Here is a 21,599-nt window from a genome sequence, read left to right on the forward strand (position 1 = left end):
GCCGCCGGAAGGGGCGGAGGGCTCTCAGCGGCGGACCCCGGAAACAAATCTACGTTGTAAAGGAACGGGCGAGCAGGCCGTCTGATGTACGGTTCAGGCATGGCTGAGATCGTGTATCCCCCGGTCATCGCGGCGGCGAAGACCATGTTCCGGCTCCTGGATCTGAAGATCCGGGTCGAGGGCGCCGACCGGATCCCCCGGACCGGCGGAGCGGTGCTGGTCAGCAACCACATCAGCTATCTCGACTTCATCTTCGCCGGGTTCGCCGCGCATCCGGCCAGGCGCCTGGTGCGCTTCATGGCGAAGAAGGAGGTCTTCGACCACCGGATCTCCGGCCCGCTGATGCGCGGCATGCACCACATCCCGGTGGACCGCTCGGCGGGCGCGTCGGCGTTCGGCGCGGCGCTGAAGTCGCTGAAGGCGGGGGAGGTCGTCGGCGTCTTCGCCGAGGCCACGATCAGCCGGTCCTTCACCGTGAAGGACATCAAGAACGGCGCGGTCCGCATGGCCGTCGCGGCGGACGTGCCGATGATCCCGGTCGCGCTCTGGGGCACCCAGCGGCTGTGGACCAAGGGGCGCCCGCGGAAGCTGCTCCAGCGGCACGTTCCGGTCACCATCACGGTGGGCGAGCCGATGCGCCCCAAGCGCGGCGACGACTACGAGGCCGTCACCAAGGAGCTGCACGAGCGGATGGCGGAGCTGCTGGACCGGGCCCAGCGCGGCTACCCGGAGATCCCGCAGGGGGTCTGGTGGCAGCCCCGGCACCTGGGCGGCACCGCGCCGACCCCGGAGGAGGCGGCGGCGATGGACGCGGCGGAGGCCGAGGCGCGGCGCAGGACGTGAGCGCAGGAAGTGAGCGGGGCCGGCCGCCGCGGCGGTGACCCGGCCGAGCTGTCACGGACGGTGGCTCGGCCGAGCCGTCGCGGGCGGTGGCTCGGCCGAGCCCGCGCGATCCGGGGGGTGCCGGATGTGACCGATGTCGCGTCCCGGTGCAAGCCGTGAACAGGCAGGTTGCAAGTGGCGTAGTGCACGATATGTCCATGAGTGACTCGTTCGGCGACATCGTGGACGCTTTCCAGCCGGGACCCAAGCCCCAGCCCGGCAACCTGCCGGGGCGCGCGGTCCAGGTGCTGCTCGTCGGATGCTGGCTCCTCGTCTGCCTGCTGCCGATCTTCCTGGCGGTGGAGGACCTCGAACTGGCCACGGGGAAGACCGGCACCCCCGGCACGCTCACGGTCGTCTCGTGCGAGTCGCTGGGCAAGGGCCGCTACGACTGCAAGGGCAGCTTCACCCCTGAGGGGGGAGGCGACCCGATCCCCGTGGACGCCTCCCCGGACTCCGAGGCGGGCGACGTCACCCGGGCGCAGCTGACCCCCGAGGGCGACCGCGCGGTGAAGGCGGGGACGACCGGCGTGATCGCGGCGCTCACCCTGCCCGCCCTCGGCGTCGGCGGGCTGGGCTTCCTGCCCTACGTGATCATGTACTTCCTGGGCGTGCGGCGGGGCCGCCGCGGCGCGGTGGTCCTCGGATGCGTGCTCACCGCCCTCGGCACGGCGGGCATGGTCGCCGGCCTGGTCGCCTCCTACGCGTAGGGACCTCCTCCCCGCCGGGCCCGTCCGGGGAGCGGCGAGCCGGGTGACGTACCGAACGCCCGGGCGGAAGTACTTAAGCGTGTCAGATTCCCCGTCGCCTCCCTCTCCCTAATTTGGTGGTCACAAGAGAGCACGACCGCTGAGGAGAGAGACATGAGCGACATGAACGAGCTGGTCCAGCGCTACCTCGCCGCGTGGAACGAGACCGACGGGGCCGCGCGGCGGGCCGCTCTGGCGGAGGTCTTCGCCGAGGACGCGGTGTACACCGACCCGCTGGTCTCCGTCCGGGGGCGGGACGGGCTCGACGCGACCATCGCGGCGGTCCAGGGGCAGTTCGGCGGGCTGGTCTTCAGCCTCGGCGGCGCCGTCGACGCCCACCACGACGTCGCGCGGTTCACCTGGCACCTGGGGCCTGAGGGAGCCGAGCCGGTCGTCGTCGGCTTCGACGTCGTGGTGACCGGTGACGACGGGCGGATCCGCCAGGTGCTCGGCTTCCTCGACAAGGTGCCGGCCGGAGTCTGACCCGTCCCGGGACGGGCCGCCGGGCCGGCCTGTCCCTGTCGCCGCTGGAATACGAGGAGGAACGGTGACCGCCTACGTGATCGCGCATCTCCGCGACCCGGAGGAGCTCCACCCGCAGGTGCTGGAGTACATGGAGAGGATCCAGGCGACGATGGACCCGTTCTCCGGCCGCTTCATCGTCCACGGGGGAGAGGTGGACGTCCGCGAGGGCCGGTGGCCCGGGAACGTCGTCATGCTCGAGTTCCCGTCGGGAGAGAACGCGCGGGACTGGTACGGGTCGGCCGCCTACCAGGAGATCCTGCCGCTGCGAACGGATCACCTGGAGGGCGAGTTGATCATCGTCGAGGGTGTCGGGCCCGGCTACGACCCGGCCACGAAGGCCGCCGGGCTGAGGAAGGGGCTCTGACGCCCGTCAGGCGGTGACGTCGTAGTTGAAGCCGAAGACGCGCACACCGGTCTCGGTGCGGGGCCGGTGGCTCGTCTCCGGGCCGAAGGCGACGTAGGTGCCCGGGCCGTGGACGCGGTCGCCCTCGATGACCTCGCCGCTCACGACGAAGTACGCCTCGCCGTAGGCCCCGTGGACGTCGAGGTCCGGCCACTCGGCGCCCGGGGCGAGGTCGATCACCCACGTCCTGATGCCCGGCATGCCGGGGAGCGTCCGCACGCGGACGCCGGGGCCCGGTTCGAGCGGCGGGACCTCGTCGACGTCCACGGGAATCGTCTGTCCGGGCAGCACCCGTTCCGGGATGATCATCGCAACAGGATGTCACAGTCCCAGCCGGCCGGCGAGATCCCTGAGTTCGCCCCGGGAGGCGACGCCGAGCTTGGGATAGGCCTTGTAGAGGTGGTAGCCGACCGTCCGGTGGCTGAGGAAGAGCTGCGCGGCGATGTCGCGGTTGGACATGCCCCGCGCGGCGAGCCGGGTGATCTGCAGTTCCTGCGGGGTGAGGCCGGCGGCCGCGCCTGCGGCGGACCCGGGTCCCCGGTCCGGGGCACCGGTGGCGGTGAGCTCACCGCGGGCGCGTTCGGCCCACGGCCGCATGCCGAGCCGGTCGAAGACCTCCAGGGCGTCGTTCAGCGATCCGCGCGCCTCGGCCTTCCGCCGGGCCCTGCGCAGCCACTCGCCGTAGAGCAGCGCGGTCCTGGCGTACTCCGGCGCGCGGCCGTCCCGGTCGTGCAGTTCGAGGGCGGCCGTGTAGAACGCCTCGGCCCGGTCGTCGGCGGCGAGCAGCCCGCGGCAGCGCAGCACGAGCGCGTCGGCCCAGGGCTGCCCGGCCGACCGGGCCCACCGCTCGAAGCGCGCCAGAGGCTCGGCGGCGCGTTCCGGCGCCCCCACCCGTACGGCCGACTCCACCAGGTCGGGGGTGGAGCGGGTGGCGCAGATGTGATGGCGCATCGGCTCGCGGGTCAGGCGCTCGAAGCGGGTGAGCGCCGCCTCGGCGCGGCCGAGGCCGAGGTCCAGTAGCCCGAGCGACCAGTGCGCCCACGGCGCGCCGGGGGAGACGGTCCCGGCGACGGTCCCCGCCAGACCTTCCTCGGCGTTGCGCCGGCAGGCCTCCTCGTCCCCTCCGGCAGCGTCGAGGTAGGCGAGTACGCTGCTGAACTGGCTGACCCACTGCCGCTGGCCGGTGTCGCGGGCGAGCGCCAGGGCCTCGGTCGCCGTGGCGAGCGCGTCCAGGTGCCGTCCGGTGAAGACCTCGCCCTCGGACATGAAGAACAGCACCGTCGGCAGCCGTCCGGCACCGCCCCGGGTGCGGTGCCCGGCGGCGAGCGAGGCCGCCAGCTCGTAGGCGTCGGAGTCCTGACCCAGCGCGAGTGCCGCTCCGCAGAGGATCGCCGACACCTGGTCGGGGATCCGGCCCCGCCGCCGCACCTCCGCGAGGACGTCGCCCAGCGGCGGCGGTCGCTCGCCGCGGCCCCGGTCGGGACGGGCGAGGTGGGCGAGGTAGGACCCCACCGGCACGAGCGGGTCCGCCTCGTCCAGCGGCAGCGAGACCAGCCGGTCCAGTGTCGCGGTGACCTGCCGTTCCCCCAGGTACCAGGAGGTGTGGGCGGCCTGGACCAGCAGCAGGGCGGCCTGGGCCGGAGCGCTGTCGCGGATGAGCCCGGCGCCGTCGAGCAGCGACCGGTGGGCGGCGGAGTAGGAGCCCTGCCAGAAGTCCGCGAGCGCCCGCACCTGGGCGATCCGCGCGTTCACCGCCGGGGCCCCGTCCAGCCGCCGGGCCGCACGGTCTCCGAGTGCCCGGGCACGCTCCAGATGGCCCGCCTCCAGCGCCGCCTCCGCCGCCAGGACCTCGCGGTGCGCCCTGGCGGCGGGCTCGGCGCTCAGCCGGGCGGCCCGTTCGTACGCCGCCGCGGCCGCCTCGTGGCCGCTGCGTTCGCGGGCGCGGGCGGCGGTGCGTTCCAGCGCGGCGGCGGCCTCCTCGTCGGCCCCGGTGGCGGCGGCCGCCAGGTGCCAGGCCCGGCGGTCGGCGTGCTCGGGCGAGCCGAGAGCGGCGGCGAGCGCGCGGTGGACGGCGAGGCGCTGCCCGATCGGCGCGCGCTGGTAGACGGCGGCGCGGATCAGAGGATGGCGGAAGCGGACCGTGGTGCCGTCGGCGTCGCCACGGAGCACCAGGCCGGCCTGCTCGGCGGGAGACAGGTCCTCGACGGCCGCCCCCAGCGCGGCGGCGGCACGCAGGATCACGGCGAGTTCGCCGGTCTCGTCGGCCGCCGCCACCAGGAGCAGGCTCTGGCAGGACTCCGGCATCCGGCTGATCTGGCCGTGGAAGGCCAGCCTCAGGCGGTCCGTGAGGGGGAGCGCTCCCGGTGAGAACGCGCCGCCGCCCTCGGCGGCCAGGGCGACCGGCAGCTCCAGCAGGGCCAGCGGGTTGCCGCCGGCCTCGGCGAGCAGGCGGTGGCGTACGGCGGGCGCGAGCGGATGCCGGTCGAGCAGGGCCGCCGCCGCCTCCGGGGCGAGTCCGGACAGGCGCAGCTCCGGAAGGCCGGAGGCGGGGAAGGAACCCTCGCCGTCCCGGGCAGCGAAGATCATCACCACGCCCTCGGCGTGCAGGCGCCGGGCGGCGAACAGCAGGGCGTCCCGCGACGCCCGGTCGAGCCAGTGCGCGTCGTCGACGAGGCACAGCAGCCCCGCCCCGTCCGCGTGCTCCGTCAGCAGGGAGAGCACCGCCAGTCCCACCAGCATCGGCTCGGAGCCGGCCGCGGGACCGAGCCCGAACGCCGCCTCCAGGGCCTCGCGCTGCGGACCGGGCAGCGCGGCGAGGGATCCGAGCGCCGGGCGCAGCAGCAGCTGCAGTCCCGAGAACGGCAGTTCCGCCTCGAACTCGACCCCCGTACCGCGGAGCAGCCGCAGGTCCCCGGCCGCCGCGGCGGCGTGGTCGAGCAGCGCCGTCTTGCCGATGCCCGGCTCGCCGCGCAGCACCAGCGGTGAGCTCGCGCCCGCCCGGGCCTCCGCCAGCAGTCCGGCGATCACGTCCTGTTCGCGCTCTCTCCCGTGCAATCCCCCCACGTCCATGATCCCATCCTGGCATTCGTCCGGAAGCGTCCCGCGCGGGCCGGTGAACACCCGGTCGTGCGCGTCCTCCGGCGCGGAGAGGTCAGGCGCAGCCCTCGAACTGGGGGACGGTGAAGGTCAGGTCCAGCCCCGACGAGCCGAACCACTTGCGCAGCAGCTTCTCGGCGGTGCCGTCCTGGTACATGGCGGTGATGGCCCGGTTGACGGCCTCGCAGCCGTCGAGGTCGCCCTTGCGCATGCCGATGCCGAGCCGTTCGTCGGTGAACGGCGCGTTGACGATCCTGAAGGCGGAGGAGTCCCGGCCGGCGAACCCGGCGAGGATCAGGTCGTCGGTGGAGACGGCGTCCAGCTCGCCGTCGCGCAGCATGGCCAGGCACTCGCCGTAGGAGGAGGCCGGGACGAGCGTGACGGGGACCTGCCGCTCCTGGGTGACCCTGCGCCAGGAGTTCGATCCGGCGGCCTGGCAGAGGCGGCGCCCCTTCAGGTCGCGCACGTTCCCGATGTCGCGGTCGCCGGCGCGGACCAGGGTGTCCTGGTGGGCGACGTAGTACGGCCCGGCGAAGGTCACCTCGGCCCGGTTCTGCGGGGTGATCGACCAGGTGGCGACGACCATGTCGACCCTGCCGTCCTCGATGAGCCGCTGGCGGGTGGACGACAGCGCGGTGACGAACTCGACGCCGCCCGCGCCGATCCGCCGGGCCACCTCGGTGGCGACGTCGACGTCGAAGCCCTCGTAGCGGCCCCCGGCGCGCTTGACCCCCAGACCCGGCTGGTCCGGCTTGACGCCGACCACCAGGGTCTCCCGGTCGAGGATCGACGCGGGCCCGCCGGTCCCGCAGGCGGCCGCGGCCAGGACGGCCGGCAGGGCCGCGACGGCGGCCAGGAACCGCCGGGCGCGGACCGCCGCCGCCCGCGGCCCCGCCCCGGAGCGCCCGGCGTGCCGGTGCGCGCCGGCGCCCCGCTCCGTCCCGGCGCGCGCGGCCGCGCGGAGCCCGGTCCCGGTGTGCGCGCCCACAGGTCGCATGGTCGTCTCCTTCCGCTCCGTTCCGCCGCTCCGGCGGCTCACCGGTACTCCGTCAGCCGGGGCCGGACGCCGCCGAGGACCAGCACGGCGGTGGAGGCCACGGCGACGGGCAGCAGGAACCACAGCTCGCGGACCCGCTCCTCGCCGTCGCCGATCTCCCGGTCGAACGAGGCGCGGTACAGCCCGGCGAGTTTCACCAGGGCGGCGTCGTACTGCTCGAACTCCGTCTCCAGGCGGGTCATCCGCTGCTCGACGGCCCCGCGCGGCCTCAGCTCCCGCATCCGCCGGTCGGCCTGCTGGAACTCCTTGTACTGGCGGAGCACGTCGGCGACCGCGGGAGCGCTGCCGGACAGGGTCGTACGGGCCGCCGCCTGGCCGACCAGGCCGAGGAAGGCGGTCCGGCCGTCGCCCGCCTTCTCCGCCACCGCCCGCTGGTAGGCGGCGAGGTTGTCGCTCGGCGTGTACAGGACCGACTGCGCCTTTTCGAGGTAGGTCTGCTCGTAGGTGTCGGCCCGCTCGGGGTCGAGCAGCCAGCGGCTCTGGTCCCCGTGCATGCTGCTGCCGACGGCCCGGGCGCGGGCGAGGGTGAGGATCGCGTCGAAGCCGTCGCGTTTGGCCGTCCCCAGCACGCGGGCCTCGTGCCCGAGGACCGTGACCCCGGTCAGCGCGTACAGCCCGGCGATGGCCGTGGCGACCAGCAGGGCGGGGTTGAACACGCGGCGGAAGCGGCGGGCCAGGAACACCTGGAGCCAGATGAGGCAACCGGCCGCGGCGGCTCCGGCGGCCGCGGTCAGCACCTGGCCCGTCCGCACGGACAGGCTCCGCTCGGCGTGGGCGCGGCGCACGACGGTGCCGCTCTCCAGGGTCAGGTTGTAGGCCATGGGCAGCAGCTCCAGCCGCATCAGGTCGGTCGCCTGGCGGTAGACCTCCAGCACGCTCTTCGGCGGCGGGCCCGCGGGGTGCCCGGACTGCTCGTCGAGGAGCAGGGCGCGGGCGGCCAGCCGCTCGTAGCGGCCCAGTCCGTCCAGCACGGCCTGGACGGTCCGCCGCTCGGACGGGTCGTCGCCGGCCAGCGCGGACGCCTGCAGCACCGCGCGCCCGGCGTCGCCCCGGCGCCGCTCGTAGACCTCCAGCGCGCGGGCGCGCCCCTTGCCCAGCCGGTGCTCGCCGCCGATCAGCAGCACGTTGGCGACCTGGGCGTCCATGTCGCTGAGCGCGAAGTACAGGTCGGCGGTGGCCACGACCTGCGGTCCGGCGTCGTGGCCGATGACGTCCAGGCCCTCGCGGACGCTCTGCGCGGCCGTGAACAGGGTGCCGAACAGCACGGCGAGTGCCAGGACGGAGACGGCGGACAGGAGGCGGATCCGGCCGGGCACGCTCCGCACGCGGAGCGGCCGGGTGACGCGGACCGGCAGCGGCCGGGGCGCGGGCGCGGGGTGGGGGGCCGCCGAGACGGGCGGAGGCGACGGCGCGGGCGGGGACGGCGGAGAGGGCGGGGGCGACGGGGGCTGGGCGAGCGTCATGGGGTCCTCCCGCGGCGCAGGGTGATGAGGGTCCAGGCGCCGACGTGGATGCGGGCGCCGTCGCCCACGGGCACGGGCCGGTTCGTCTCGACCTGCCGGCCGTTCACGACGGTGCCGTTGGCGGAGCCGGGGTCGACCAGCGTCCAGCCTCCCGCGGACCCGGGCAGGAGGACGGCGTGCAGGTGGGAGACCCCGGGGTCCTCGGGCGGCCCGCTCAGGTCGATCTCCGGGAAGAGCGCCCGGGAGCGGCTGGCCCTGCCGATGCGGATCTCCGTACCGGTGAGCGGGACGTCGCGCCGGGGACAGTACGGCGGGAACAGCACCCGGGCGGCGTCCGGGCCGCTCAGCGCGATCACCTCGTCGTAGTGCGCGCGGTCGGCCTCGACGGTCGCCCACCACTCCACCGCCGGCCCGCTCCCGGGTGGCGCGCTCCCGGGCGGCGCGGATCCGCGGGGCGCGGTTCCACGCGGCGGCCCGCCCGGGCTTCCCGGGCCGTCCGGACCGGCCGGGACGGGCGGGGGCGCCGTCCGGTCGTGGCCGCAGTCCTCGCAGAACCGTCCGCTGACCGGCGCCCCGCACACGACGCACCCGGGCGGCGGCTCCGCGGCGGAGCCGGGAGGGGCCGGGGACGGCGACCCGGTCCCGGCCGCCGCGCCGCCCGCCGCGCCGGAGGGCGCGGCGGAGGTCCCGGTCAGCCGGTTGCCGCAGACACCGCAGTACCCGTCGGCGAGCCCGGCCTCGCCCGGATCGTGCCCCGCGGGACAGATGGCCATGGTCGTCCTCCTCTCAGCTCGCGGCGCCCTGGCCGCCGGGGTCCCTGCGCATGCGCGCCGTACGGACCGAGCCGGTGTCCAGGGCGATCTCGTCCGCCCTGTCGACGGCGCGGCGGAGCCGGGCGGTGCCGGTGTCCGGGTCCACCTCGACGACCTTGGCGAGCAGCTTGGCGGTCTCCCCGTTGCCGGACCGCTCGGCGAGCTCCCTGGCCCGCCCGAGCCGGGCGGTCGCGGTGCCCAGGTCGCCGGCGGCGCGTGCGCCCAGGCCCTCCTGGATGAGGGAGAACAGCTCCGCCTGCCCGGTGTAGTGGGCCACGCCCGGACTGATCCGGGTGGACAGGGCCAGGTCGTCGGTCCACCGGGCCAGGACGTTGCCGCGGGCCAGCACCCCGGCGCCGTCCGGCACCACCAGCCGGACCCAGGCCGCGCGGATCTCCTGGCCGACCCCGCCCGGCGGCACCTCGACGCAGAGGTGGTACTCGCGGGTCTCCGCGCCCCACGCGCCGGTCGGGTAGTCGCCGGTGAGCGCGTCGACCTCCGTGCGCAGCCCGGTCAGGTCCGCCAGGGACGGGGAGACCTGCTTGAGGAACCGCACCCGGCCGTGCTGCGGGGTCCAGATCCGCAGCGCGACCTCGGCCACGGCCTTGCCCATGGTGCTCTCGACCATCGCCCGGAAGTCGTCGGCCAGCTCCTCGGGCCGGCGGATGAAGCCGGAGCCGCCCAGCAGGGCCTCGGCGACCTTGCGCAGCTCGGCCGGGGCCCAGTCGGTCCCGACGCCGCGGCAGTCGCAGACGAACGTCCCCGCGCACTCGGCCAGGGCGGCGTCGAACGTCCGCTCGTCCTCGTTGTTCTGGCCGTCGGTCAGCAGGATGGCGTGCCGGACCGCGCGGGGGTGCCGCCGCAGCAGCTCGGCGGCGAGCCTGAGCCAGGCGCCGATCGCCGTGCCGCCGCCGGCGCGCAGCCCCCGCAGCGCCGCGACCGCCTCCTTCCTCGTGCCCGCGTCGGCCCGGACCAGCCCGGCCCGGCCCGACGGGTAGATCTTGGCCGCCTCGTGGGTCCCGGCGACGATGGCGAAGTGCACGCCGTCGCGGAGCGTCTCCACCGCGACCTGCGCGGCGCGGCGGGCCTCGGCGATCTTCTCGCCGCCCATCGAGCCGGAGGCGTCGACGACGATCACCTCGGCCGCCTCGACGTTCCCGGCCGGCTGAACGGCGGGTCCCGAGGCCTCGACGGTGAGGATCGCGTGGACCTCCTGCCCGCCCGTGGGAAGGTGCTCGTTCTGGTCGATGCTCAGCGTGAACGGGGACTGGTCGCTCATGCGGTCTCCTCCGCCGGTGGTGGGTCGAACGGGATCACCAGGACGGTGACGTTGTCGCGGCCTCCGGCCGCGAGGGCGTGCCGTACCAGGGCGCGGGCCGCCTCGCGCGGTGTGCTCCCCGCCGTGAAGGGGGCCAGCGAGCCGGGCAGGGGCAGGTAGCCCCACAGGCCGTCGCTGCAGACCACGACCGCGCCGGGGACCCGCGGGGCGAAGGTGCGCACCCGCGCCCCGGCACCGCCCGCGTCCGCGCCGAGCCAGGCCGAGAGCACGCCGGGGGCGGCGGTGTCGTCCTCGGTGAGCAGCGCGGCGCCGGTCAGCGGCGGGGCGTGCCCGCCCGGAGCGGGCGCGGCGGCCGGCACGGGCACCGTGGGCTCGTCCGTGCCGCCCGCGGCGGGAGGGGGCTCGGGCCGGGCGGCGGGGATCCAGTAGGCCCGGCTGTCGCCGACCCAGCCGACGGTCACCCCGGCGGGGCCGACGACGGCGGAGACGTAGGTGCAGGCGGGCGCGTCGTCCGGGCCGGAGCCCAGGGCGGCCGCCGCGAGCGCCGCCGCGGCGGCGGCCGCGCGGGTGGCGGTCTCCGGGTCCGCCCCGGCGGCGAGCTCCGCCCGCAGCACGGCGGCGCCGGACCGCACGGCGGCGGCCGATGCCTCCTCCGGCCTCGGCGAGGACGAGACCCCGTCGCAGACCACGCCGGTCACCAGGCCGCCTGCGGCCGTGGCCACGGTGGCCAGCTCCATCGAGTCCTCGTTGCGGGCGTGCCGCAGGCCGCGGTCGCTCACCCCCGCCGCGCCGCCGGCCTCCGTCTCGGCGTGGTCGCGTCCGGAGGGCTGCCGCAGGCCGCAGCGCTCGCAGTACCCGTCCGCGTCCACCGGCGCGGGCCCGCACCGCACGCACCGGGCCGGTGCCAGCGGCAGGCCGCACTCCTCGCAGAAGTGCTCCCCGGAGAGCACGTCCGCGCCGCAGCGCGGGCACGCCCCGCCGGAGGCGCCCGGACCGGCGGGGCCCGTCACAGCAGCGTCCGGGGACGGGTGGCGTTGGCGCGGTCGATCAGCCGGTGCCGCTCCGCGGTGCTGTCCGCGGCCCGGGCGAGCCCGCGGTAGAGGCGCTCCAGCTCCTGCCGGAGCGCACGCTCGGTGAGCGGGACGCCCAGGATCGTTCCGGCGGCCCGGCCCCGTCCGCGCGCGTGGCCGGTGCCGAGCCAGGCGAGGGCCAGCTCCAGCGTCTCGGCCGCCAGCTCGCCCCGGCGGCGCGGGTCCAGGTCGGTGAGGCCGTCCAGCCGCTCGCCCATCGCGGTCAGCGCGGCCGCGTCGAGCGAGTCGGGGGCCCGCGACCGTACGGCCGCGGCCACCCCCGCCAGCCGCGCCGCGACGAAGTGGCTGGAGCTGGACGGGACCTCGTCGAGGACACCGATCGCGCCCTCCGGGTCGCCGGCCGTGAAGAGGGTCCTGGCCAGGCCGAAGGCCGCGCTCACGTGGGAGCGGTCGGTGCGCCACACCGTCTCGTACCGCCGCGCCGCCGCGCTCGTGTCCCCGGCGCACTCCAGGCTGAAGGCGAGGGCCAGCCGGGCCGCGCACTCGCCGGGCAGCAGGTCGTAGCAGCGGTCGAAGATCCGGACGGCCCGCGTGAGGTCGCCGGAGACGAGCTCGTGCACGCCCCGGCACCACAGGACCCGCCAGTCGCCGGGCAGCTCCGCCGCGGCCCGGGTGAGCAGGGCGGGGGTGTCCTCGGCACCGTGCTCGGCGCTCATCCGGGTGAGCGCGAGCAGCGTCTCGGGGGTGTGCGGGGCGGAGCCGAGCACGGCGGTCAGCTCGGCGGGGGTGCGGGCGGTGAGCCCGGACAGGAAGGGCGTGGCCGGGTCGGCGGGATCGGCCAGCGGGACCGGCAGTGCCGCCGCCGCGGCGGCGCGGTCCAGTGGGGCCAGCGCGCGCCCGTGGGCGGGCCGGACCGGCGGGCCGGCCGCGGTCGCGGCGCGGTCCAGTGGGGCCAGGGCGTGTTCGCGGCCGGGCGGGGGGAGGACGGTCCCGGCGGCGCTCCGCTCCGGGCCGAACAGGGAGGACGGCGCCGGGTAGGGCACGCCGTCCTCGGCGGCGCGGACCTCCCGCAGGACCCCGACGAGCTGGCCGGCCATCTCCTCGGCGCCGGCGAAGCGGGCGGCGGGGGAGGGGTCGGTCGCGCGCAGCAGCAGGCGGTGGAAGGACTCGTACCGGGCGGCGGGCGGCAGGTCCGCCAGGTCCGGGATCGGCGCCTCGGCGCCGCCCGCGACCGGGCTGAACGGGATGGCGAGCACCGCCAGCGTCCGGCCCACGGTGTAGAGGTCGGAGGCGACCGAGGGGCCGTCGGAGGCGATCTCCGGCGCCTGGTAGCCGAGCGTGCCGTAGATGGCGCTGTCGGAGTCACCGATCATGCGGACCGCACCCAGGTCGATGATCTTCAGTTCCCGGCCGACCTGGATCACGTTGGCGGGCTTGAGGTCGCAGTAGAGCATGCCGCGCTCGTGCAGGTAGCCGAAGGCGCGCAGGATCTCCAGCGCGTACGGGATCGCCTGGCGCAGCGGGAGCGCCTCCGCCCCGCCGGTCTCGTGCAGCCGGCGGCGGAGGAGGGCGTGCAGCGACTCGCCGCCGACGTACTCCATGACGAGGTAGCCGGCCATCTGCCCGCCGCCGGGCTCCCGGTGCCGGACGAAGTTGAAGATCTTGACGATGTTCGGGTGGTCCACGCCGGTCAGGAAGCGGCGCTCGGCCTCCGCCACGGCGAGCGCCTCGGCGTCGTTGGTGTTGAGCAGTCCCTTGAGCACCACCCACCGGCCGTCGAGGTTGCGGTCGGCGGCGAGGTAGACCCAGCCGAGCCCGCCGTGGGCCAGGCAGCCCTTCACCTCGTACTGGCCGGCCACCAGGTCGCCCTCGCGCAGCTTGGGAGCGAAGGAGAAGGGCGTGCCGTCGTGCGGGCAGAACCCCTCGGTACGGCCCGGCCGCCCGTGCCTGCTGCGGCCGACGGGCCTGCCGCAGCCGGGCGCGCCGCAGAACCTCCGCTCCTCCGGCACCTCGGGGTCCCGCATGACCACGGCCGCCGGGTCGCGGTAGAGGACGGGCGGCACCTCGGCCAGTCCCGATCCCAGCGTGCCCGGCCGGGAGCCGGTGCCGCGCGTCCCGCGTCCCGAGGCGGGACCGCTCCCGCGCCCCGCCGACGGCATGGTGACGGAGGAGGAGAAGGATCCGGACGGGAGTCCGGGCACGGAACCCGGCGTGGATCGGGACGCGGATCCGGGCACGGACCCCGGCGTGGATCCGGAGGCGGACCCGGGGGCGGCCCGGGCGGGCCCGGAGGAGGGAGGGCTCCCCGCGGGCCGCGGCGGCGCGGCGGCGTGGCCGCACAGGTCGCAGTAGCCGTCCTCGACGGTCCCCGAGCATCCTGGCCGGGCGCAGCCGGTCATGGGGCACCTCCCTCGATGGCGCGTCGGTATCCGGTCACGGCCGCCGTCGCCTGCCGCAGGTCGCAGGGGGCCGTCCAGAGCAGGTCGCGGGCGTGCCGGTACAGGCGGTGGAGACCGGTGTCCTCGGCGCGGCCGAGCCGTACGGCCTTGGCGTGGAAGGCCTCCAGCCGCCCGCGGAGCTCGTCCCGGCGGTCGATCAGCTCGCGCAGCGCGGCGCCCGCCTCCTCCGCCTGCCGTACGGCCCGCTCCGCGGCGCCCTCCAGAGCGGCCGCGAGCTCCGCGCACTCCAGCCACCGGTCGCCGCCCGCACGGCCCGCGCCGCCCGGGTCACCCGCGCCGCCCGGGTCACCCGCGCCACCCGGGTCACCCGCGCCGCCCGCACGGCCCGCGCCACCCGGGTCACCCGCGCCGCCTGGATCGTCCGCGGCCAGCGCGTCCAGGGCGGCCAGGCGCTCCCGCAGGAGCGGAGCCCGCCGGGGCAGGTCCGGCAGCGCGGGGGAAGCGATCTTCGCCAGCACGAGGTCACGGGCCCGGCGGGCCTCTTCCTCGGCTCCGGCGGCCCGGTCGACGAGCAGCCGGAGCGCCTCGCGGCGCGTGCCGTACTCCCGCCGGAGCGCCGCGGCGCGCTCCGCCCGCTCGCGCACGCGCTCCGCCTCGGCCCGCGCGCGCTCCGCGGCCTCCGGGCCGGCGCACCGGGCGCCGAGCGGGTCGGCGCGCAGCTCCTCGCGGAACCGCTCGATCTCCCGCTCGCACGCGTCCAGTCCGGGATCGCCGCCACCCAGCCCGCGCAGCAGCTCCCGGGCCGCGTGCGCGGCGGCCGCGGCGGCGTCGAGGCGGGGGAGCGTCTCCCCCCAGACCGCGTCCACGGCCGAGATCAGCGCGGTGACGTCGCGGAAGGCGGAGTCCATCGCGGTCACCGCCTCGTCCAGGGTGAACCGCTCGCCGGGAGCGGCCAGCAGCGACCGGTGCTCCACCGGGCGCTCCTCGGGGGCGAGGAGGACGGCGGGCCCGGTGAGCAGCCCGGTGAGCTCCGCCAGCTCGGCGGGACCGAGCCGGCGGACGCCCGCGGTGATCCGCTCCGCCCGCTCCAGGACGCCGCGGTAGGCGTCGAGCAGGGCCCAGAGCAAGATCGCGCGCCGCCTCGTCCCGGCCCAGCGCCGCGCGGTCTCCCCGCGCAGCGGAGAGCTGCCCAGCAACCGCAGGACGGTGTGCGCCTCCAGGTCCAGGACGTCACCGGAGATGCGGTCGCGCTCCTCCCTGCGGAGCCGGAGGGCGTGCTCGATCCCCTCGGCGCTCATCGGCGGCCCGGCCGATCCCGAACTCCCCGTCAACGGTCCCCCGTACCTCCCTCTGCACAAGGCCCCCGAGGAAAGCGTGGTCTTTATCCGCTCTTTACCCATTGACGAAGGACGGCGACGGAAAGTTTCCGGAAAAAAGGGGGATCGCTTCGGGGCGCCCGGGACGGGGCGGGGTGGAGCGCGGCGGACCCGCTGCCCGCCGGCCTGCGGAGGCGGGGTCCGCCACGCGGCGGACCCCGCCTGCGCGCCGTCCGCTCCCCGGATGGGCGCCGGTGCGCACGGCGGACCGTAATATTCCGGGCATGTCCGGGGGAGAGCGGGAGCATCCATGACGATCAGGCTGGTCATCGCCGACGACCAGGCCATGATCCGCGCCGGCCTGCGGCTCGTCCTGGAGAACGCGGCCGGCATCGAGGTCGCGGGCGAGGCGGCGGACGGGCGGGAGGCCCTGGACGTGGTCCGGCGGCTCCGCCCGGACGTGCTGCTGATGGACATCGCGATGCCCCGGCTGGACGGCCTGGACGCGGCCCGGGAGCTGCTCGGCGACCCGCACCCTCCGAAGATCGTCATGTTGACCACCTTCGGCACGGACCGGAACCTGCACGCCGCGCTGCGGGCGGGGGTGAACGGCTTCCTGCTGAAGACCTCCCCGCCGGAGCTGCTGGCCGAGGCGGTACGGGTGGCGGCCGCCGGCGAAGGGCTCATCGACCCGGCGGTCACCATGCGGGTGATCACCTCGCTCGCGGGCGGTCCCGTGCCGGGCGACAGGCCCGAGCTGGAGACGCTCACCCCGCGGGAGCGGCAGGTGCTGGACCTGCTGGCCCGGGGCCTGTCCAACCCGGAGATCGCCGCGGCCCTCGGCCTGGGCGAGGCGACCGTCCGGACCCACGTCGCGCGGGTGCTGCAGAAGCTCGGGGTGCGGGACCGCATCCAGGCGGTCGTGTTCGCCTACGAGGCCGGGATCGTCCGGCCCGGGCAGGGGGAGCCGCGGTGACGGAGCGGACGCCGGGCCCCTGGCGGCCCACCCGGCTCGACGTGCTGCTCTCCCTCGCCGTCGTGGTCGCCGGCCTGGCGGAGTCGTTCGGCCGGCAGGGCACGGAGCCGGGGCAGATCGCCGACCCGGCGCCGCTGGCGGCGGGAGCGGTCGCGGCGGGGCTGCTGCTGCTCCTCCGCGGCAGGTTCCCCCTGGCCGCGCTCCTGGGGCTGATCGCGACCGGGGTCGTGGTGGGCAGGGTGACGGACACCGCCTACTACGCCGCCTGGCACTTCTACTCGACGCTGATCCTCGTGCACACCGTGGCCGGCGCGGCGGAGCTGCGCAGCGGGCGCGGCGTCGCGGGGCTGGGCTGCGTGCTGACGGCCTACGCCTACCTGCAGACGCTGCAGAGCAACGACCTCGCCGAGGTCATGATCAGCGCGATCTTCGTCGGGGTGGCGTACGGCAGCGGCATCCTGCTGCGCCGCCAGGCCGACCGGACGCTCCGCCTGGCCGAGCGCGCCACCCGCCTGGAGATCGAGCGGGAGGAGCGGGCCCGGCGGGCGGTGGAGGAGGAGCGGGCCAGGATCGCCCGGGAGCTGCACGACGTCGTCTCGCACAACGTCAGCGTCATGACCCTGCACGCGGGCGGGGTGCGGATGCTGCTCGGCGACGACCGGGGACGCGAGCGCGAGCGCGCCATGCTGCTCGGGATCGAGCAGGCGGGCCGTGAGGCGGTCAGGGAGCTCCAGCTCATGCTGGGGGTGCTCCGCGAGGGCGACGCGGGTCCCGAGGCGCCGCAACCGGACCTGGACCGCCTGGACGAGCTGGTGGAGCAGGTGCGGGGGACCGGGCTGGAGGTCGGCCTCCGGACCACCGGCGAGCGGCGGCCCCTGCCGCCGGGCCTCGGCCTGTCGGTCTACCGGGTGGTCCAGGAGGCCCTGACGAACGTGCGCAAGCACGCCCGCGCCGCCCGGGCCGACGTCGCCCTGACCTACGGCCGGGCCGGTCTCGAGGTGGAGGTCGTCGACGACGGCGTGGGAGCGGACGCGGCCCCGGGCGGGCACGGCACCGGCGGGCACGGCCTGATCGGGATGCGCGAGCGGGCCGTGATGCACGGCGGTGAACTGTCCGCCGGCCCCGTCCCCGGTGGCGGCTACCGGGTGGCGGTCCGCTTCCCGCTGGACGCCCCGGCCTCCGAGGAGAGGCCGCCCGCCGTCCCGGACGCGGGCGCCCCGGCCTGAGCCGGCCCCTCCCCGGCCCACTCCGCGTCGCTCATCCGCAGCATCCGCAGCCCGATCACCCCGGATCCGGCCAGGTACAGCAGGCCGCCGAGGGCCGTGCCGACGGGGAAGAACGTGGTGCCGAAGACACCGGCGAGCATCGCGGGCGGCGCCCACCACGGCGCGCGCCCGGCGTAGGCGACGGCCAGCCCGAGCAGGAGCAGGCCCAGCAGCCCGAGGAAGCCGGGGACCTGGAATCCGTACATCAGGCCCGGGTCGGCGAACGCCTCGTCGCCGATCCTCGCCCCCTGGGCGGGCGGCAGGTCCCTCTCGAGCCGGGCGTAGAAGAAGTCGCCCATCATCAGCGCGGAGAAGTTCACCACGCCGAGCAGGGCGAGGCCGCCGGCCAGGTGCGCGAACGCCGCGCCGCGCCGCCGGACCAGGTGGATCATCCCGACGATGCCCGGGACGAGCAGCACCCAGCTCCAGTGCAGGAGCGAGGCGCTGAGCGAGACCTCCTCCGCGTACCGGCCGTAGACCCCGGCGGAGGTGTCGCCCCGCCGGAGGGACGGGTCGGCGACGACGCCCGCCACGTAGAGGAGCGGGGCGGCGATGAGGCAGAGGCCGGCCGCCTGCCGGCGGAACCTGTGCGGATCGGAGAGCACGGACATGAGATCTTCCCTCGGGGTTTCCGTCCCCGCGCCGGACGGGCGGGGTGGACGGGAAAGCTATGCCTCCGCGGCGCCGGGCGTCCTCACCCGGGCGGGCGAGCGCGGCTCCGCCGGTCCGCCGACCCCGGCTCCGCCGGTCGCGGCGCGGGCCCGGGACGGCAGGCGGGCGGGCACCCCGGCTCACCGGGGCGGGCCCGGTCGCGGCACGGGCCCGGGACGGCCGGCGGCCGGAGCCGTCAAGGCCTCCGGGGAGTGCCCCGACCCCGACCGGGGACCAGCCAATAGCATCCAGAGTGCCGGCGACCACAGCTCGCCGCCTTACGACGAGGAGAACGAATGATCTTCATTACCGCGAAGTTCCGCGTCCTGCCGGAGCACGCCGACCGGTGGCCCGAGATCACCCGCGAGTTCACGGAGGCGACCCGCGCCGAGCCCGGCTGCCTGTGGTTCGACTGGTCCCGCAGTGTGGAGGACCCCACCGAGTACGTGCTGGTCGAGGCGTTCCGCGACGACGAGGCGGGGGCGGCGCACGTGCAGTCCGGGCATTTCAAGCAGGCGCAGCAGACCCTGCCGCCGCACCTGGCGGGCACGCCCCGGATCGTCAACACGACGGTGCCGCAGGACGACTGGTCCCTCCTGGGCGAGCTGGCCGCCCCCGAGCGGGGCTGAGGGAGCCGGACCGTCCTGGGAATCCGGGGACGGCTGAACCAAGATCCTTGTTCGGCATGGGCTACCTGGTCATCGTCGCGATCGAGGTGGTCCTGCTGTTCGGCGGCATCGCGGCGCTGCGCGTCCTGGAGCGCCCGGAGGAGACCAACGTCGCCTGGATCGCCCTCATCGTCGGTGTGCACTTCGTCGCTCTCGGACCGGTCTGGAAGAACCGCTCCATCATGCTGCCCGGTGCGGTCCTCACCGTGCTCGGCCTCGCCGGGCTCGCCATGACCTTCACCTCGGCCCTGCCGTGGGTGCCCTTCGTCAGCGGGGTGCTGTCCGGCGCGACGCTGCTGGCCGGCTGCCTGACCGCCGCCCGCTCCGGCCTGGCCGCCCAGGCCGCGCGGGCCTCGAACGGCTGACGCCCTCCCTCTCCGCGCGGCCACGGCCCGCCGGCCGCGTCGCCTGCGCCTCCCGCCGCCGCGGGCATGACGGGAGTGCGGGACCGGTCAGGAGGATGCTCCGTTCCCGGGACGCAGGGGAAGCGGCTGTCGTACCCTCCCGGACGTGGACGTTCCGTACACAGATCGTCACTCCGAGCGGAGAGAGTGGACCCGGCAGGAGTTCCGGGAGGCCGGGCGCGAGCTCCGGCTGGCCATGGGCTGGTACAGAGGCGCCCTGGCGGGGCTCGACGCCAGGGCCGGATCCGCGGCCGAGGTGATCCGGGCGCGGCAGGCGTGGGCCTGGGCGCTGCGGGAGTGGGTGCGCACGCTGGTCGCCCGCGAGCAGGCCGTGGACGAGGCGTGGGCCGATCCCGCCCTCGGGCGGACGCACCCCGACCCCGCCGCCGTGCCGTCCTCGCCGCCCGGCACGCTGGAGGAGGCGCGCCGGCGGGTCGAACTGCTCGCCGCGCGGTACGAGCGGATCCGCCGCGGCGTCCATCCCGACGACGTGGCCGCGGCACGGGAGCTGTGGGCGCGGGCGCTGTCGGCGTGGGCGGACCGGCTGGTCGAGAAGGAGAGGGCCGCGGACCGCGCGTGGCTGTACTGGCTCGACAAGAGGGACCTGGCCGGCGGGGGCCCGTCCGGGAGGGTGAACGCGTCGGATCAGCAGCTCCGGGTCGTGGAGGAGAGCCGGGAGCGGTTCCGGGCCGCCAACGTCGCGAGAGCCCGGGCGGAGGCCGTCCCCCCGCCCGCCGGCGAGGACTCCGCCGGTGGAGACCCTCGCGCGGCGAGACCCGCCCGCGGGCCCGCCCGCCCGGAACGCCGGGCCGGGTGAGCCGGCGGGCTCCGGCGCGTACGGAGGGCGGACGCGCCGGGCGGAGCGGCGAACGCCTCCCGGACCGAGCCGACAGATCCCGTTGAGGACACCGTGGTCGGTCAGGCCAGCCGAGCTCTTCCGGGAGGCGTTCACCTACATCCTCACTGTCGGGCCAGGAAGCCGGCGACGGCCGCCAGCCAGGCGTCGGGCTGGTCGACGTGGGCCATGTGGCCCGCCTCCTCGATCACCACGGCACGGGCGGAGGGGATCAGCTGCGCGGCCTGCCCGGCCAGGGCCGCGGGGAAGGTCATGTCCTGGCGGCCGTGGAGCAGGAGCAGCGGGACGCCGAGGGCGGCCAGCCGCCGGGCGGCGTCCTCGGGCCGGGCTGAGGGCAGGGTCCCGGCCTTCCAGGGGCGCATCCACTCGGCGGAGAAGCGCACGCGCCCCAGCCGGTCGAGATAACCGGGCAGCGACTCCGGCCGCCAGACGTCCGCCGCCGCCCCGGCGAACGCCGCCGCCCGGGTCAGCTCCGGCCCGGGCAGGGCGGGGTCGGACCAGACGCCGGCCTCCGCGGCGATGCGCTCCTCGCGCTCGGCCCAGCCGTCGAAGGCGTCCGGCGGCACCGGCAGCACGCTGCTGGAGGCGACGACGAGCCGCCGGACGCGCCCGGGTACGGCCAGGGCCAAGCGCTGGGCGATCAGGCCCCCGTAGGAGAAACCGAGGACGTCGGCCTGCCCGGTCCCCAGCGCGTCCAGCAGGGCGACGAGGTCGGAGGTGGCCGCGGAGGGCGTGTACCGGTCGTCGGCGAGACCCCGGGTCGAGCGCCCGCAGCCGCGCAGGTCGGGCATGACGACCCGGTGCCGCCCCGCGAGCCCGGCCAGGGGCTCGCGCAGGTAGGAGTGGTCCCAGTCGGGTCCGCCGTGCACGACCAGCAGGGTGCGCTCGGCGGGACCGGCGGTCTGCGCGACGAACAGCTCGACGGCGGGCTCGGCGGACACGGTGACGAGGGTCTCGGTGAACATCCGGCCAGTCTCCCAGGCGTCCGCGGCTCTCCCGGGAGCATCCGGTTCTTCCGGGCGTCTCCGACTTCTCTCGATCTCTCCGGCGGCCGGTGCCCTCGGGACGCCGGATGCGCCGCCGGCAGCCGGCGGCCCTCCGCGCGCCACCTGGCCGCGCTCGTCACCGGCGCCCGGTTCGCCGGCACGACCGGCCGGCCCACGGCGAGCGCGGCGAGCGCGGCCGGCCGCCGAGGAGCGCGGCGAGTGCGGTCAGCCGCCGATGAGCGCGGCCAGGGCGGGGCCCGAGACCGTGGCGCGTCCCGTCGTGCGCTGGTAGCGCCGCACGATGTCGCGGTGGCGGGCCCGCCGCGCCAGCCGCCGTTCGGCGCGGAGCAGGAGGTTGCGCCGCGGCGGCGGGAACGCCGCGGCGAGGTCCGCCGAGAGCGCGCGCCGGTCGGCGCCGGCGGCGGAGAGCACCCACGCCGCGCCGGGATCGAGCGTGGTGAGCGCGAGGGCCAGGTGCTCGGTCCGGTGCTCGCGTTCGCGGCGGGCCAGTGCCAGCCGCAGCGACGCCTCGTAGGCCGCCTGGGCGTCGAGGCCGAGCGGCGGGTCCATCCGGGCGCACCGGCGCCGGGCCGCGGCCGCGCCCAGCGGGAGCAGCGGCTCGCGTGCGGGCGGGCGGTCCAGGGCCCTCGCCCCGGAGGGGCCGAGCAGGCGGTCGAGGTCGACGCCGAGCACGGCCAGGGCGTCCCGGTCGGCGGCGGCCCCGGCTCCGGCGGGCGCCGCGCCGAGGACGGCCCGGCGGACCGCGCCCTCCGTCGCGCCG

General features: G+C 76.4%; 21 protein-coding genes. 9 read left to right on the forward strand and 12 right to left on the reverse strand.

All coding sequences use genetic code 11. The features are described from left to right. Positions 1–99 precede the first annotated feature (99 nt). The 4 genes from ACFOWE_RS17195 to ACFOWE_RS17210 all read left to right on the forward strand — a co-directional run bounded on the left by ACFOWE_RS17195 (position 100) and on the right by ACFOWE_RS17210 (position 2,520). Complete coding sequence (locus ACFOWE_RS17195) at positions 100–843, forward strand: lysophospholipid acyltransferase family protein (RefSeq protein ID WP_377288830.1); 744 nt, start codon at positions 100–102, stop codon at positions 841–843. A gap of 197 nt (positions 844–1,040) precedes the next feature. Then, complete coding sequence (locus ACFOWE_RS17200; protein ID WP_377288832.1) at positions 1,041–1,592, forward strand: hypothetical protein; 552 nt, start codon at positions 1,041–1,043, stop codon at positions 1,590–1,592. Positions 1,593–1,745: 153 nt separating this feature from the next. Then, complete coding sequence (locus ACFOWE_RS17205) at positions 1,746–2,114, forward strand: nuclear transport factor 2 family protein (protein ID WP_377288834.1); 369 nt, start codon at positions 1,746–1,748, stop codon at positions 2,112–2,114. 64 nt (positions 2,115–2,178) lie between these two features. Beyond that, the gene (locus ACFOWE_RS17210) at positions 2,179–2,520 is read left to right on the forward strand and encodes a DUF1330 domain-containing protein (RefSeq protein WP_377288836.1); all 342 of its coding nucleotides are present in this window, start codon (positions 2,179–2,181) and stop codon (positions 2,518–2,520) included. Between the two features lie 6 nt (positions 2,521–2,526). On the opposite strand, the gene ACFOWE_RS17215 is transcribed toward ACFOWE_RS17210, so the two are convergent. From ACFOWE_RS17215 to ACFOWE_RS17255, 9 genes are all read right to left on the reverse strand, one after another. Continuing rightward, positions 2,527–2,868 (reverse strand): anti-sigma factor, encoded by a 342-nt coding sequence (locus ACFOWE_RS17215; protein ID WP_377288837.1) that lies wholly within the window; start codon positions 2,866–2,868, stop codon positions 2,527–2,529. Between the two features lie 12 nt (positions 2,869–2,880). After that, positions 2,881–5,628: a helix-turn-helix transcriptional regulator gene (locus ACFOWE_RS17220; protein WP_377288839.1), complete on the reverse strand. Its 2,748-nt coding sequence runs from the start codon at positions 5,626–5,628 to the stop codon at positions 2,881–2,883. Between the two features lie 82 nt (positions 5,629–5,710). Further along, positions 5,711–6,652, reverse strand: coding sequence for a glutamate ABC transporter substrate-binding protein (locus ACFOWE_RS17225; RefSeq protein ID WP_377288841.1), 942 nt, complete (start codon positions 6,650–6,652; stop codon positions 5,711–5,713). A gap of 38 nt (positions 6,653–6,690) precedes the next feature. After that, positions 6,691–8,175, reverse strand: coding sequence for a hypothetical protein (locus ACFOWE_RS17230; protein WP_377288843.1), 1,485 nt, complete (start codon positions 8,173–8,175; stop codon positions 6,691–6,693). Then, entirely contained in the window at positions 8,172–8,948 is a 777-nt protein-coding gene (locus ACFOWE_RS17235; RefSeq protein WP_377288845.1) for an FHA domain-containing protein, read from the reverse strand. Before ACFOWE_RS17235 ends, ACFOWE_RS17230 begins: the two co-directional genes overlap by 4 nt. Before the next feature lie 13 nt (positions 8,949–8,961). Next, positions 8,962–10,266, reverse strand: a complete 1,305-nt coding sequence (locus ACFOWE_RS17240; RefSeq protein ID WP_377288847.1) for a vWA domain-containing protein — start codon at positions 10,264–10,266, stop codon at positions 8,962–8,964. Next, a complete protein-coding gene (locus tag ACFOWE_RS17245) occupies positions 10,263–11,276 on the reverse strand; it encodes a PP2C family serine/threonine-protein phosphatase (protein ID WP_377288849.1) in 1,014 nt (337 codons plus the stop codon). The genes ACFOWE_RS17240 and ACFOWE_RS17245 overlap by 4 nt, the downstream gene beginning before the upstream one ends. Then, the gene (locus tag ACFOWE_RS17250; protein ID WP_377288851.1) at positions 11,273–13,498 is read right to left on the reverse strand and encodes a serine/threonine-protein kinase; all 2,226 of its coding nucleotides are present in this window, start codon (positions 13,496–13,498) and stop codon (positions 11,273–11,275) included. The genes ACFOWE_RS17245 and ACFOWE_RS17250 overlap by 4 nt, the downstream gene beginning before the upstream one ends. A gap of 194 nt (positions 13,499–13,692) precedes the next feature. Further along, positions 13,693–14,994: a hypothetical protein gene (locus ACFOWE_RS17255; RefSeq protein WP_377288853.1), complete on the reverse strand. Its 1,302-nt coding sequence runs from the start codon at positions 14,992–14,994 to the stop codon at positions 13,693–13,695. Between the two features lie 328 nt (positions 14,995–15,322). Between ACFOWE_RS17255 and ACFOWE_RS17260 the strand changes: the two genes are divergently transcribed. Both ACFOWE_RS17260 and ACFOWE_RS17265 read left to right on the forward strand, forming a co-directional pair. Further along, positions 15,323–15,988, forward strand: coding sequence for a response regulator (locus ACFOWE_RS17260; protein WP_377288855.1), 666 nt, complete (start codon positions 15,323–15,325; stop codon positions 15,986–15,988). Then, positions 15,985–17,214, forward strand: coding sequence for a sensor histidine kinase (locus ACFOWE_RS17265; RefSeq protein WP_377288857.1), 1,230 nt, complete (start codon positions 15,985–15,987; stop codon positions 17,212–17,214). The genes ACFOWE_RS17260 and ACFOWE_RS17265 overlap by 4 nt, the downstream gene beginning before the upstream one ends. Here ACFOWE_RS17265 and ACFOWE_RS17270 read toward each other — a convergent pair. Further along, complete coding sequence (locus tag ACFOWE_RS17270) at positions 17,127–17,864, reverse strand: hypothetical protein (protein WP_377288859.1); 738 nt, start codon at positions 17,862–17,864, stop codon at positions 17,127–17,129. The genes ACFOWE_RS17265 and ACFOWE_RS17270 overlap by 88 nt on opposite strands. 336 nt (positions 17,865–18,200) lie before the next feature. Here ACFOWE_RS17270 and ACFOWE_RS17275 point away from each other — a divergent pair, with 336 nt between their 5' ends. The 3 genes from ACFOWE_RS17275 (at position 18,201) to ACFOWE_RS17285 (ending at position 19,793) form a co-directional block, all read left to right on the forward strand. Continuing rightward, a complete protein-coding gene (locus ACFOWE_RS17275) occupies positions 18,201–18,533 on the forward strand; it encodes a putative quinol monooxygenase (protein ID WP_377288861.1) in 333 nt (110 codons plus the stop codon). 56 nt (positions 18,534–18,589) lie between these two features. Continuing rightward, positions 18,590–18,937, forward strand: a complete 348-nt coding sequence (locus tag ACFOWE_RS17280) for a hypothetical protein (RefSeq protein WP_377288863.1) — start codon at positions 18,590–18,592, stop codon at positions 18,935–18,937. A 145-nt stretch (positions 18,938–19,082) separates the two neighbouring features. Then, on the forward strand, positions 19,083–19,793 hold the full coding sequence (locus ACFOWE_RS17285) for a hypothetical protein (protein ID WP_377288865.1): 711 nt from the start codon (positions 19,083–19,085) through the stop codon (positions 19,791–19,793). 143 nt (positions 19,794–19,936) lie between these two features. Here ACFOWE_RS17285 and ACFOWE_RS17290 read toward each other — a convergent pair whose 3' ends face one another. After that, on the reverse strand, positions 19,937–20,797 hold the full coding sequence (locus ACFOWE_RS17290) for an alpha/beta fold hydrolase (protein ID WP_377288867.1): 861 nt from the start codon (positions 20,795–20,797) through the stop codon (positions 19,937–19,939). A 246-nt stretch (positions 20,798–21,043) separates the two neighbouring features. Next, positions 21,044–21,511 carry a hypothetical protein gene (locus ACFOWE_RS17295; RefSeq protein WP_377288869.1) on the reverse strand — a complete coding sequence of 156 codons (468 nt, stop codon included), beginning with the start codon at positions 21,509–21,511 and terminating at the stop codon, positions 21,044–21,046. Positions 21,512–21,599 lie beyond the last annotated feature (88 nt).

It is taken from the genome of Planomonospora corallina, from assembly GCF_042650625.1.
GTDB lineage: Bacteria > Actinomycetota > Actinomycetes > Streptosporangiales > Streptosporangiaceae > Planomonospora_B > Planomonospora_B corallina.

What these genes read in the sequence shown, in the direction of transcription:
- ACFOWE_RS17200 (WP_377288832.1), top strand. Translation starts at nt 1,041, where the DNA reads ATGAGTGACTCGTTCGGCGACATCGTGGACGCTTTCCAGCCGGGACCC.
- ACFOWE_RS17255 (WP_377288853.1), bottom strand. Translation starts at nt 14,994, where the DNA reads ATGAGCGCCGAGGGGATCGAGCACGCCCTCCGGCTCCGCAGGGAGGAG.
- ACFOWE_RS17220 (WP_377288839.1), bottom strand. Translation starts at nt 5,628, where the DNA reads ATGGACGTGGGGGGATTGCACGGGAGAGAGCGCGAACAGGACGTGATC.
- ACFOWE_RS17280 (WP_377288863.1), top strand. Translation starts at nt 18,590, where the DNA reads ATGGGCTACCTGGTCATCGTCGCGATCGAGGTGGTCCTGCTGTTCGGC.
- ACFOWE_RS17260 (WP_377288855.1), top strand. Translation starts at nt 15,323, where the DNA reads ATGACGATCAGGCTGGTCATCGCCGACGACCAGGCCATGATCCGCGCC.
- ACFOWE_RS17240 (WP_377288847.1), bottom strand. Translation starts at nt 10,266, where the DNA reads ATGAGCGACCAGTCCCCGTTCACGCTGAGCATCGACCAGAACGAGCAC.
- ACFOWE_RS17195 (WP_377288830.1), top strand. Translation starts at nt 100, where the DNA reads ATGGCTGAGATCGTGTATCCCCCGGTCATCGCGGCGGCGAAGACCATG.
- ACFOWE_RS17235 (WP_377288845.1), bottom strand. Translation starts at nt 8,948, where the DNA reads ATGGCCATCTGTCCCGCGGGGCACGATCCGGGCGAGGCCGGGCTCGCC.
- ACFOWE_RS17215 (WP_377288837.1), bottom strand. Translation starts at nt 2,868, where the DNA reads ATGATCATCCCGGAACGGGTGCTGCCCGGACAGACGATTCCCGTGGAC.
- ACFOWE_RS17230 (WP_377288843.1), bottom strand. Translation starts at nt 8,175, where the DNA reads ATGACGCTCGCCCAGCCCCCGTCGCCCCCGCCCTCTCCGCCGTCCCCG.
- ACFOWE_RS17290 (WP_377288867.1), bottom strand. Translation starts at nt 20,797, where the DNA reads ATGTTCACCGAGACCCTCGTCACCGTGTCCGCCGAGCCCGCCGTCGAG.
- ACFOWE_RS17270 (WP_377288859.1), bottom strand. Translation starts at nt 17,864, where the DNA reads ATGTCCGTGCTCTCCGATCCGCACAGGTTCCGCCGGCAGGCGGCCGGC.
- ACFOWE_RS17275 (WP_377288861.1), top strand. Translation starts at nt 18,201, where the DNA reads ATGATCTTCATTACCGCGAAGTTCCGCGTCCTGCCGGAGCACGCCGAC.
- ACFOWE_RS17205 (WP_377288834.1), top strand. Translation starts at nt 1,746, where the DNA reads ATGAGCGACATGAACGAGCTGGTCCAGCGCTACCTCGCCGCGTGGAAC.
- ACFOWE_RS17225 (WP_377288841.1), bottom strand. Translation starts at nt 6,652, where the DNA reads ATGCGACCTGTGGGCGCGCACACCGGGACCGGGCTCCGCGCGGCCGCG.